The organism is Methanocalculus pumilus, assembly GCF_055382585.1.
This window is the reverse complement of the sequence record NZ_AP042393.1, coordinates 1709713-1720865: the sequence shown is the minus strand read 5'-3', so window position 1 is coordinate 1720865 and position 11153 is coordinate 1709713. Positions and strand designations below refer to the sequence as shown.

General features: G+C 51.7%; 11 protein-coding genes. 4 read left to right on the top strand and 7 right to left on the bottom strand.

Translation table 11 applies throughout. The features are described 5' to 3' along the window. Positions 1–7: 7 nt before the first annotated feature. Positions 8–1099 carry a radical SAM protein gene (locus ACZ44I_RS09065; protein WP_464550635.1) on the bottom strand — a complete coding sequence of 364 codons (1092 nt, stop codon included), beginning with the start codon at positions 1097–1099 and terminating at the stop codon, positions 8–10. Then, the gene (locus ACZ44I_RS09060; RefSeq protein ID WP_464550637.1) at positions 1100–1690 is read right to left on the bottom strand and encodes a PH domain-containing protein; all 591 of its coding nucleotides are present in this window, start codon (positions 1688–1690) and stop codon (positions 1100–1102) included. A gap of 131 nt (positions 1691–1821) precedes the next feature. Here ACZ44I_RS09060 and ACZ44I_RS09055 point away from each other — a divergent pair, with 131 nt between their 5' ends. After that, on the top strand, positions 1822–2067 hold the full coding sequence (locus tag ACZ44I_RS09055) for a hypothetical protein (RefSeq protein ID WP_464550639.1): 246 nt from the start codon (positions 1822–1824) through the stop codon (positions 2065–2067). 10 nt (positions 2068–2077) lie between these two features. Here the strand turns inward: ACZ44I_RS09055 and ACZ44I_RS09050 are convergent, their stop codons facing one another. The 3 genes from ACZ44I_RS09050 to ACZ44I_RS09040 form a co-directional block, all read right to left on the bottom strand. Then, positions 2078–2455 carry a desulfoferrodoxin gene (locus ACZ44I_RS09050; protein WP_464550641.1) on the bottom strand — a complete coding sequence of 126 codons (378 nt, stop codon included), beginning with the start codon at positions 2453–2455 and terminating at the stop codon, positions 2078–2080. 70 nt (positions 2456–2525) lie between these two features. Next, the gene (locus tag ACZ44I_RS09045) at positions 2526–3698 is read right to left on the bottom strand and encodes an FprA family A-type flavoprotein (RefSeq protein ID WP_464550643.1); all 1173 of its coding nucleotides are present in this window, start codon (positions 3696–3698) and stop codon (positions 2526–2528) included. Positions 3699–3705: 7 nt separating this feature from the next. Further along, entirely contained in the window at positions 3706–3843 is a 138-nt protein-coding gene (locus ACZ44I_RS09040; protein WP_464550645.1) for a rubredoxin, read from the bottom strand. A 295-nt stretch (positions 3844–4138) separates the two neighbouring features. Between ACZ44I_RS09040 and ACZ44I_RS09035 the strand changes: the two genes are divergently transcribed. Further along, positions 4139–4465 carry a PaaI family thioesterase gene (locus ACZ44I_RS09035; RefSeq protein WP_464576494.1) on the top strand — a complete coding sequence of 109 codons (327 nt, stop codon included), beginning with the start codon at positions 4139–4141 and terminating at the stop codon, positions 4463–4465. 25 nt (positions 4466–4490) lie between these two features. Beyond that, positions 4491–5858, top strand: a complete 1368-nt coding sequence (locus ACZ44I_RS09030) for a B12-binding domain-containing radical SAM protein (protein WP_464550647.1) — start codon at positions 4491–4493, stop codon at positions 5856–5858. Between the two features lie 115 nt (positions 5859–5973). On the opposite strand, the gene ACZ44I_RS09025 is transcribed toward ACZ44I_RS09030, so the two are convergent. Beyond that, positions 5974–7554: an IS1634 family transposase gene (locus ACZ44I_RS09025; RefSeq protein ID WP_464550649.1), complete on the bottom strand. Its 1581-nt coding sequence runs from the start codon at positions 7552–7554 to the stop codon at positions 5974–5976. A gap of 112 nt (positions 7555–7666) precedes the next feature. Here ACZ44I_RS09025 and ACZ44I_RS09020 point away from each other — a divergent pair, with 112 nt between their 5' ends. After that, entirely contained in the window at positions 7667–7864 is a 198-nt protein-coding gene (locus ACZ44I_RS09020) for a hypothetical protein (protein WP_464550650.1), read from the top strand. Positions 7865–7878: 14 nt separating this feature from the next. Here the strand turns inward: ACZ44I_RS09020 and ACZ44I_RS09015 are convergent, their stop codons facing one another. Further along, positions 7879–10935 carry an ATP-dependent helicase gene (locus ACZ44I_RS09015; RefSeq protein ID WP_464550652.1) on the bottom strand — a complete coding sequence of 1019 codons (3057 nt, stop codon included), beginning with the start codon at positions 10933–10935 and terminating at the stop codon, positions 7879–7881. Positions 10936–11153: the final 218 nt, after the last annotated feature.

Sequence of the window (11153 nt, the reverse complement as noted above, 5' to 3'; positions counted from 1 at the left end):
TCTGTTCTTATGGTATCACCTCTCGTGGCTGGTAGGAACACCAGGGATCTTCTGCGAATATCTCATCTGTCTGGTGTTTTGGTGCGGCAAGCCCGTCACACCAGCGGGGTGAAGATGCGGGGTTCTGGTATGCACGGGCCCGGCATCCGCCACAGGCGGCCTTGTAGGTGCAGCGGCCACATTTCCCCGTGATATTGTTCAGGTCGCGGAGTTTTACAAAGAGTTCCGACCTGTACCAGATATCCGAAAATGACGTTGTTTTCAGGTTTCCAACAGATACTGTGAGATATGGGCACGGTGTCACCTCGCCGGTTGCATAGATCCGGCAGTACGTGATCCCGGCGAGGCATCCCCTGCCCCACTGCGGGTTCTCTATCCCAAGATCATCTGCAATCCTCCTGAACTGCGGGGCACAGGTCGGCCGGATATTCAGGCCGCTGTTTTGGTACCTGATTAGGACCTCGCGGATGATCTCCTCATACTCCTCCGGTGTGCTGAGGCTGATTTCTTCGCCACGGCCGGTTCTGACCGGGAAGAAGAGATGGTAGTCGTTCACTCCTTTGCTTTCGCCATAGGTGATTACGGATTCGATATCCCCGATCACCGGCCTCGTCACCGTCATATTGATCTGCACCGGGATTTTCACTGCATTGCAGGCATTGATTGCATGCACCGCCCGCTCCCATGCCCCCTCCACCCCGCGGAACCTATCATGGATGGCGGGATCGGTCGAGTCGAGGCTGATTGCAACTGCCTTTATGCCAGCCTCTTTCAGGCGGAGTGCCATCTCTTCGTCAAGAGAGTAGCCTGAGGTGCCCATTACCATCCTGAGCCCTTTCTCTGTCCCATAGGCTGCGATCTCACAGATATCCTCCCGGAGCAGGGGTTCGCCGCCGCTCAGGACAAGGATGGGACTGCCGACGTCTGCTATCTGATCGATCACTTCCTTTGCTCCGGCTGTGGAGAGGACGCCTTCCGGCTCGCTATTCCCTGCATCCACATAGCAGTGGGCACATTTCAGCGGGCAGCGGAGGGTGATGTTCCATGATATGAGGCGGGGAGGATCCAGATCTCTCCCCTGAAGATCTGGGATGGACATTCAGCTCTTCTTCTCGATCTCTTCAAGGACTGATCTGATCCGGCGCAGTTCATCGAGGACGGGATCTGTTGATCGTGGTACTGCGGTTTCACCACCGGATTCGGTTGCGATGGCAGGGCCGGACCTGACATATCCCATGATCAGTTCGCGGAGCTCTTCGGGGGCGGTAATGCCATTTAAACTGAGTTCGGAATTTGGCTGTGCAGAATAGCCTGCTGTCTGGAGATGCAGGGAGGAGATCCCAAAGAACCGCATAACAGGACCCTGGTGGATATCAACGTTTGTGATCCTTGAGTAGGGGACGATCGCATTCTGTCGGAACCAGACACCCCGCCTCCAGCTGATCTCGGTTGGCGTCAGCTCGTAGATGATGGACCGGTAGTAGAGCGGCAGCCAGTAGAGGATGAAGAGGAGCACCGCTGCGATTGGTATGGTGATGATGAGTGCGGTGATATCCGGCGTCACGGCGAGGATGCTGATGCCGAAGCCCCCAAGGAGGATGACGACGATTGCGTAGGTGAGGAAATAATATTTTTTCAGCGCAGGATCGGGATTGAATCTCTCCCCAATCCGATAGGCTTGTGCGGTCATGAAAGAGTAATCGTGGTCTGAATATAAAGGGATTGCGAGGGAATGGGTTAAAGAATGAGTTGATAGGTGTATATCATCTCTTCACTCTTTCATCCGGAAGCTATACTTCCCATGAAGAACCGATCAATGGTATGGCGATGCGATCCATCAGGGTACGTGAGGAGACGAAAGTGATGCTTGATGATCTGAAAGCGCATCCTGCTGATACTTACGACTCAATCATCTGCCGCCTCATCGATTCCGTCTATGATGACGAGCCGCTCACCCGGGAGGAGATTGAAGGAATAAAAGCGAGTGAAGCTGATATTCAGGCAGGCCGCTTTCGGAGTCTTGAGGAGATATCAAGGGATCTGGGTGACGATCTGGTTGTCAGGTGATAAAAGAAGATTACCGATCTGCCCAGAGCAGATGGATGTTGCAGAACTCTCGTACTTTGACTGGCTCTTCATCGGTCTCGAAGTACGCCGTTGGTGCCATCCCTGGCTTTAAATGGGCTAAACAGGTGCCATTCTTCGTCTGGAGCTCGATCCATTCGACGTAGTGGTTTGGCTCCATCGGATGCGGGGTTGAGCCGACGGTGACAACATAACCCTTCCCTGACTTTTCAATGATCGGGACATGCTTCTCGGTGGTCTTGTCGGCTGTCTGTTCGATCAGGAGTTCCATATCCTTTCCACAGCAGACAAGTTTTCCATTCGCTGCATGCATGACGCTGGTGATATTTCCGCAGACGCTGCATTTGTATATCTGGCCCTTTTCAGTCATAGGCAATACTACACAGGTTAAGAGTATTAAAAGTTGGGTTGGTGGAGTTTAATTAATTTATAAAATCTGTTCACTCTGCATGTTTTGCCGCAATCGCCTTTGCAAGTTGTTTGAGTGCAGCGAAGTCTTTTTCAGCCGGGTGGCCTTTGATGTAGACCGGGTCAATGATCTCGCATTTCAGGGGAGCGATCATATCGCTGATCTGCTTCACGGTCTTGCCGCCCCAGCCGAATGATCCGATGACTGTTGCGTATTTTGCCTTCGGTTTGATGGCAGCTGCCAGATAGGCGCCGTAGACGGCAAGTGGATGAGCACCGAAGAGAACTGTCGGGGTGGCGATGATGATCGTCTTTGCTTCAACAAGGCTCATTGCCAGGAGGCCGGTATCGCTTACGGTGAGATCGAACCGCTCGACATCCACTCCCTCGTCGATGAGTGCGTTTGAGAGGATATCAACCATCTTCTTTGTGCTCCCGTGCATCGAGACAAAGGCGATCACTGCGGTATTTTTTGGTTCTCCTGTTGCCCACTGCCGATAGTATCCCATGATCAGATCGGGGTTGTTATAGAGCGGCCCGTGGCTTGGGGCGATGATCTCAACATCGAGGCTCTCGATTTTGTCAAGATATGCGGGTATGCTGCCTGCAAAGGGCATCATGATCTCGGCATAGTAGCGTTTTGCTGATTCATAGAGCCGCTCGGGGTCATTGATATAGAGATCAGATGCAGCAAGATGTGATCCGAGGAAATCTGTCGTGAAGATGATCCGGTCTTCTGGCACATGGGTGAACATGGTATCTGGCCAGTGTACCCAGGGGGCGTGGATGAACCGGAGGGTTTTTCCACCGAGATCCACTTCTTCCCCGTCTTCAACAACCTGTACCCGCTCTTCGTCAATACCGAAGAACTCTACCACCAGTTCTTTGGCTTTTGGGGTTGCAAGGACCTTTGCGCCGGGATAGAGTTCCATCATCAATGGAAGGCATCCCGAATGATCCTGTTCGGCATGGTTGACAACGATATAATCGATGGTATCGACGTTCTCTGTCATCAGGTTGGTGATGAGCTCGCCCTCGCCCATCTCGTCTACGGTATCGATGAGAGCTGTTTTGCTGCTCCCCTGTACGAGGTAGCTGTTATAGGTGGTTCCTTTTGGTGTCGGAACAAGGGCATCGAAGAGCCGCCGGTCCCAGTCGATTGCCCCGACCCAGGAGATTCCATCTTTGATCGATCGAACAACCACGATTCGCTCACTCCTTCTTCACAAAGAGGGCTTTGCGTGCTGCACAGACCGGGCATATCCAGTCTTCAGGGAGTTCCTCGAATTTCTTTGCTTCTTTCTCATCATCGTGTATATGTCCGCAGATTGTGCATTTCCATGAGCTCATTCTCTATTCCTCCTTTGTTATCTCAATTGGTAAAACACCGGATAATAGTTTTGATGATGTCAGGTCCACTTCCGCTGCTACATGCAGCCAAAACTATCATGACTCCCGGAGAAAGCCCCCCTCATGAAGAAGGAAAAACTGCGTACAGGGTGCCACCACCTATTTATTTGAGCAGACTCCATCTCCCCGTATAATTGCTCTGGATGATGCATATGAGTTCTTCAGGAGAGACCATTTTGCCCGGGAGAATGGTATTGACCTCATAGAGGTCAGACCCAGCCGGGCCGTCGTCTCCATGCAGATCCGGCAACAACACAGAAACAGCCATGGAACCGTCCACGGAGGGGCACTCTTTACCCTTGCAGATTGTGCATTTGCCATTGCCTCTAATACAGATGGCGTGCCGGCAGCGGCGATCAATGCGTCCATCTCATACCTCACTACCGACCGGGAAGGTACCCTTACAGCGGTTGCAGAAGTGTTTGAGAAAAATCCAAAACTCGCTTCATACACCGTCATCATCACCGACGACAACAACAGACGGATTGCATTCTTCCAGTGGATGGTCTACCGGAAAACACCCGGAACAGTGGAGAGAAGAGAGGGAGAAATGATTAAATAATAACATCTGATCAATAGTTTCTGTAATGGCTCTTGATGTTCTCCTGATCAATCCGCCTGACCAGAAATCCAAATACAAGAAGTACCTCAATATCAGGATCCCGCCACTCGGTATCCTCTATATAGCTGCAGTCCTCGAAGAGAACGGGATATCTGTCGAGGTGATGGATTGTGCAGCAGATGATACGACATATGCTGATATCAGGGAACGGGTCGAGCGGACCAGGCCATTTATTGTTGGCATCACCTCCACAACGCCGCTCATCAATGAAGCACTGAAGTCAGCTGAGGCAGTAAAAATGGCGGGAGATCCGTATATTGTCCTTGGAGGGCCCCATGCCACATTTTTGCATCATGAAATCCTTACCGAAAACACTGCAATCGACTTTATCATAAAGGGGGAGGGGGAGTATGCTTTCTCTGAGTTGTACCGGATACTTCGTTCCGGGGGAGATCCGGGAACAATTGAAGGTCTTGTATTCAGATCGGAAGGGGTGATACAGGAGAACCCGGACAGGGAGGTATGTGTAGATCTCAATACCCTGCCATATCCCGCCCGGCATCTCCTCCCAAAAGAGAACTACCGGATCTTTGATGTGAATATGCCGATTGCAACGGTGATCTGCAGCAGGGGATGCCCGATGCGATGTTCATTCTGTGCATCCTCGGCGATTCATGGGAGAACAATACGCAAGCGATCACCAGAAGATGTCATAGAGGAGATCAGGCATATCCGCGATACCCTTGGCATATCGATGATCGCGTTCATGGATGATACCTTTACATTGATGCCGGGATGGGTGGAGACCTTCTGCAATCTGCTCATTGAAGAGGATCTGCATATCGAGTGGGGCTGTACTGCACGTGTTGACAGGATCGATTCTGATCTGATCAGGCTGATGAAGCGGGCAGGATGTGAAACTCTCTTCATCGGGGTGGAGTCAGGGGACCAGGAGATCCTTGACCGGATTAAGAAGGGAACAAAGATCGATCAGATCAAAACGGTATTCTCAACTGCACGTGACTTTGGGATGAGAACCATTGCGTCCATCGCACTCGGACTGCCCGGTGAGACGAAAGAGACAGCAAAAAAGAGCATTGCATTCGTAAAAAAACTCCATGCCAGCTATGCCCTCTTCTCTGTTGCAACCCCGTATCCAGGAACAGAGTTTTACAATAATGTCAGGGAGAACGGAAACCTGCCGCAGAACTGGTCGAACTTTGATCTCTTCTCCCCTGTTGTCGGGACATTGAGCCTGACGCTTGAAGATATACGGGATATTCAGAAAAAAGCCTACAGGGAGTTCTACCTGCGGCCGCTCTACATTCTGGAGACCCTTAAAAAAGAAGGCCGGCCGTTCTTCCATACGATGAAAGTCCTTATATCGCCCTGAAGAATCAGTCTTTTCTCCAGTTTTTTCACGACTTTTGGATTTCAAGCAGATCTATCAGCCGGTTTGCTACAGGTTTCGGTATGTTCTCTGTAACCTGAACTCCCGGAAAACGTAGTCACATGATCTCAAGTGCCTCAAGAATGAGCCGCTGTTTCTTTGTCATCTCAGTCGTCATCACCTGCCCATCTGCAAGAGTGATCTTTTTGAGCTTATCGAGCTCAAGTAAGAGGCTCTTTACCGAATAGTGTTTCAGCAACTCTGCTTCCGTCATCATCCGTAACAACCTGGCCCGGATGATCAAAGCCACAAACACAACAAAGATGAAACCGCTTGTGGTACTTTCCTTATGCGTATTCAGTGGGATTACATCCAAATCCGACTTCATCATCTCTATCTCCTTCTCGATCTCATCACGTTCCCTGTACAGAGACAGAGCAGTCAACCAGTCAACATCTCCTGAATAAAACACCATGAACTTCCCCATTCTGTTCATCCGTTGTGCAACAGCATTCTGCCGAATTGTTGCTTCAATCCGATCATCAACCGCTTTCCAATCGAAAAAATTCTTGAGCTTGCCTGCGATCTCATAAAACCGGATAAATGCAGGTTTTTCCTTCTTCAGTCTCACAGTGGCCAGTTTATCCCTGATATCAACCAGACGGCTGGTGAGTGATTCTTTCTCCTCAAGTTCCCGTTTTGGATCATAGAAGAGATACCCCTTCAATTGATATGACTCAAGTGACAGTGTCACTGGTTTTGCGTAGATCGTCTTGTCTTTGAACTTCTGTAAGTATTCAACATTGGTGATATCCCGTTGCGCCTCGGTGAGGAGAAGTTTCACATCTTTCAGCTGGAACGTTGCAGCGATAATGAACGAAATCTGCTGATCAAGCATCTCCAGAAGGTTATGCTGGTTAAAAAACCCACGATCCATAATGGCGGTATACTCTTTCACGCCATATGCGGCAATTTTCTTCAGGGTTCCAGTGAGCGTTGTGACATCAGTAATACTCCCTGGATAGAGATCGTACATCACCGGGATGCCGAGTTCCTTGTCCATGATGAGTGAGAGATTAATCTGGGGAAGTGACACGTCATCCCTGTTATATCCATATTCAAGAAGGTTCATCAGAGAAGAATGACTGGAGAGACTGGTGATATCATAAATCAGTGTCCTTTTCGTCCTGTTCTCTTCCAGGAGTCTCGTCATCAGTTGTTGGGGAACAGTGCTGGACCCGATTCGAGCAAGCAGTTCACTGATTCTCTGTCCGGTAAGAGTAATCTGTGGCGAATCAAGAGCGAGAGTGGTTCCGGCGTACCATGTCCCGACATCTTTCATTGCCAGTGGTCTGATAATCCGGTTGAGTGCAAGTGCAGTTACCATTGCAGCATCTGAGTCATTAAGAATCTCATGCAGATATTGATCCAGTTTCAGGTCATGCATGATCTGCGTGAGGAGCATGACTGATCCATGGTCGTAGGCAGAACGGACAGCTACAGTTTTGGTATTTTTCCTGATCTTTTCCCTGACTTCTGGTGGTGCATCCCGCATACGAACGGGCTTTCCGTCAATATTTCGTCCAAGATATTTGGAGTTTTTATATCGAGTCTGTTTTGATACCGGGTCGTAATAGGGTGTTTCTTCGTACCAGTATTCTCTGTCGCCAGACTTTTTGATCCTTCGAATCGGTTTCATGGTGTGCCTACACAATATGGGCACATGATAGTATAAAGTACTTTCGATTACAAGCCCATATCGAGGATAAATTGAGGAAATGGATGGTTATGTGGGATCCTATTGTGATCCAGTGCCTATAAAAGCGGGAGTTCAGGATGGAATTGTCTCGGACCGCCGGAAGAACAAGGGATTCAAGGCGCCGAAGAAGAGTGAGAAGTACCAGAACCTCTATTTTGTCGGGGGGAGCGTAAACCCCGGCGGAGGGATGCCGATGGCTGTTCTGTCAGGTCAGCGGGTTGTTGAGATGATTGTCAAAAAACATGAATAGGCGGTTGATGGGTATTAATTGCCCTTCATATCGCAGAGATCCCCATACGGGCACCACTGGCACCGCTGATAATCCGGTTGGGCAGGGAACTCGCCTGCCTGGATAGAGTTGAGCATCTCCTCAAGGGTCTCGCTGAATGCCCTGATGCTCTCCTCGGTTGGCAGGTAGTCGATGATCAGGTTGTCAGCGAGATAGAAGAGCGATGCCCGTTCCGGCAGTTCTCCGAAGAGTTCCCTGATTGCCATTGCATAGATGTTGAGCTGGATACTTTCGGGGATACTCTTCTTTGTCATGTTTGGAGGTTTTTTTCCGGATTTGAAGTCGATTACCACATAGCCGCCGTCCGGGGTCTGCTCGATCCGGTCGATATACCCGTGTATCTCGCGGCCGCAGAAGGTGAAACCAAACCTTTTCTCAGGCGCGATGATCGTGTTTGGGTTCGTCTCCTGCCACTCCATATAGGTCATGAGCAGGTCGCGGGCTGATGCCTTATTCTGCTCTGCCTGCGTCTTCGACTCGAACTGCTCAGGGGTCCAGTGCTTCTCAAGCAGCTCCTCTATCTGTTCATCTGCCGGACGGTACGGGTCGAGGTTCTCAATGACGGCATGGATCCCTTTTCCTTTTGCAGCTGCCGGTGCAGGGCCGGGGGGCTCTGCAATCTTCAGGATATGCCTGAACTTAAACTGGAGCGGGCAGTCCTTGTACTGTTGCAGCTTTGAGTACGAGAATACCATCGTCTCCGGGATTATTGCCTGTTCCGGGGGTCTCCTGATGATCTCGGTGATCGGTGTTTCGGTCGAGGCGGCTGACACGAATGCGTCGCGGTCAAACTCCTCTCTTCCTTCTTCGGAATAGCCCCGGACCCTCTCGAGCGTCATCAGATCCTGGAGGGCGGTTGAAAGCCGCATCTCTGCAATCGCCCTGATCGCCTGCTCCTGGAGCCGGGTCCGGGCCTCCCCGGCCGGTGTCTCCTCAGGGAAGGGGAGATCCATATTCCATGCCGCCGGCTCGACCAGCGTGATCAGCGGGTTCTCACGGAATGCCAGCTCTTCAAGGAAGAGGGAAGGCTTTGTCTCCAGCTTGTTCTTCCCATACCATTTCGCATAGGTGAGGTACAGCCGCTCCTCGGCTCTTGTCATCGCGACAAAGAGGAGTCGCCGTTCCTCCTGGATGAAGAGTGCCTTCTCATCCTCGCCTGCCCTGAGCCCTTTTGCGAGATCCGGTGGAACCACAAACTGTTTCTCCCGGTAGTTGAGCGGAAACTTCCTCTGGGCGAGATCGACGACAAAGACGACCGGGAACTCCTTTCCCTTGCTCTTATGGATGGTGAGGATCCTGACTGCATCTGTCTCCTCCCGCTCCTCGATCTCCACAGAGAAGCCTGAGAAGTACTGGAGGTACTCAAGGAACCCGCCGATTGTGGCATCACGGGTGATCTGGTCGTACTCCTGCGTGATCTCAAGGAACCTGGCAAGGTACTGCCGGGTCAGGGCAGCCTCATCATTGAGGGCTGACCGGTAGAGTCCTGATGCCTGCATCATCACGAAATGGACGAGTGCCGGGAGCGTCTGCCTCTCCTTCTCCTCGATGAACTGCCGGAACATCCCGATGATCTCGCTGATCTTTTGGGCATAGCCCGGGGCCACAGATTGGGCATCCAGCATCGTCTCGTATACATAGTCGTTTCCGGGATCCGGATCAGATCTCCCGTCTCCGGACCGCCTCCGTGCCCCGGTATTGATCGCCTGCACAACGGTCTCGGGGATGGAGCAGAGCTTCATGATCCTGTTGAGTGCAATGCCCGCTGTCAGGGGGTTGTTGATGATCTGCAGGTATGCGATCATGTCACGGATGACCGGCAGACGCAGGAAATCAACATCGGCCTGGTAGATGCAGGGGATGTTATGCCGTTTCAGGGCTGCCTGGAACTTTGCGCCATCCTTCCTGCTCCGGCAGAGGATGGCACAGTCCCGGTACTTAAGCGGCCGTGGGGGCTCGTCACCCCGTGGAGGGAGCGGGCTTCCCACGAGCCGCTCGATCTCGGTTGCAACAAACTCTCCCTCCCCCTCCTCGTTTCCGCAGGCTGCAACAACAACCGGCTCTCCTGCCGGTTTCCTTGAGATGAGTTCCTTCTGCTGCCGGTTCGGTGCCCTCTGCATCAGCTGGAAGGCAAGCTGAAGGACTGCCGGCGGGTTTCTGTAGTTCTCGTCCAACAGGACTTCTGCATGATCCTTCGCCCACTCCCGAAAGTCCAGGATGTTTGTCAGGTATGCTCCCCTGAACCGGTAGATGGTCTGGTCGTCGTCTCCGACCACGCAGAGGTGATCGCCTGCGAGGAGCTTGACGAGCTCGAGCTGGGCGAAGTTCGTATCCTGGAATTCATCGACGAGGATGTAGGGGAAGCGGTTCTGGTAGAGGCTTCGTATACCAGGATTGTTCCGGAGCAGGTTGACTGCCAGAAAGATCATATCATCGAAGTCGATGAGGTGTTCGTCCTGCTTGTACTGCTCATAGGCCCTGTAGACCTTCAGCAGGTCGGTGAGCTTGTTCTGATAATCCCGCTCCTCTTCCGTGACTTCTGTCTGTTGTTTTCTCTTCAGGTACTCATCAAGCATCGCAGGCGTGATCAGCTCGTCACGGAATGCGCTGATACCATCGACGATCGCGGTGATGATGTCTGAGGAGTTGTTTCCGATCCGGATATACTCAAAACCAAATGAATCGATATTCCTAAGCCCCCAGACGAGCACATTGGTCCGGCTGATGATCCCGTTTGCGATCGAGATCCCGCTTGTGAGCATATTCTCCCGGAGCATTTCAAGGCAGAAGGAGTGGAAGGTATGGATCCCGATATCCTGGTGCGGTCGCAGCGCTTCGATCCGCTCGCTCATCTCGGCTGCTGCTTTCTCCGAGAAGGTGAGGGCAAGGATATTTGTGGGGGAGACTCCCCGGTCAAGCAGGTGGAGGATCTTCTCAATGATCACCTTCGTCTTGCCTGAGCCGGGGCCGGCGAGCACGAGCTGGAAGCCGCTGCCGGTGACGGCTTTCTCCTGTGAGGGATTGAGGGGCATACAGTTCGTATGATTGGTCTCTGGCAGGAAAAAGGTGGCGGGGGATCGAATCAGGAACCCGGTTAATTTTGAACCTTTTTAATCTGGCTCTACTGCTCCGGAACACTTTCATAGATATGTGTGGATAACCGTGCTGCAAAAGACAGTTGGGACTGGCGTATTTACCAGAGATCGGGATGAGTGTTTTTCCAAGTCCGAATCTGCTGATCGTGCCTGAT

What these genes read in the sequence shown, in the direction of transcription:
- ACZ44I_RS09040 (WP_464550645.1), bottom strand. Translation starts at nt 3,843, where the DNA reads ATGAGCTCATGGAAATGCACAATCTGCGGACATATACACGATGATGAG.
- ACZ44I_RS09025 (WP_464550649.1), bottom strand. Translation starts at nt 7,554, where the DNA reads ATGAAACCGATTCGAAGGATCAAAAAGTCTGGCGACAGAGAATACTGG.
- ACZ44I_RS09030 (WP_464550647.1), top strand. Translation starts at nt 4,491, where the DNA reads ATGGCTCTTGATGTTCTCCTGATCAATCCGCCTGACCAGAAATCCAAA.
- ACZ44I_RS09015 (WP_464550652.1), bottom strand. Translation starts at nt 10,935, where the DNA reads ATGCCCCTCAATCCCTCACAGGAGAAAGCCGTCACCGGCAGCGGCTTC.
- ACZ44I_RS09050 (WP_464550641.1), bottom strand. Translation starts at nt 2,455, where the DNA reads ATGACTGAAAAGGGCCAGATATACAAATGCAGCGTCTGCGGAAATATC.
- ACZ44I_RS09065 (WP_464550635.1), bottom strand. Translation starts at nt 1,099, where the DNA reads ATGTCCATCCCAGATCTTCAGGGGAGAGATCTGGATCCTCCCCGCCTC.
- ACZ44I_RS09060 (WP_464550637.1), bottom strand. Translation starts at nt 1,690, where the DNA reads ATGACCGCACAAGCCTATCGGATTGGGGAGAGATTCAATCCCGATCCT.
- ACZ44I_RS09035 (WP_464576494.1), top strand. Translation starts at nt 4,139, where the DNA reads ATGCAGATCCGGCAACAACACAGAAACAGCCATGGAACCGTCCACGGA.
- ACZ44I_RS09055 (WP_464550639.1), top strand. Translation starts at nt 1,822, where the DNA reads ATGGCGATGCGATCCATCAGGGTACGTGAGGAGACGAAAGTGATGCTT.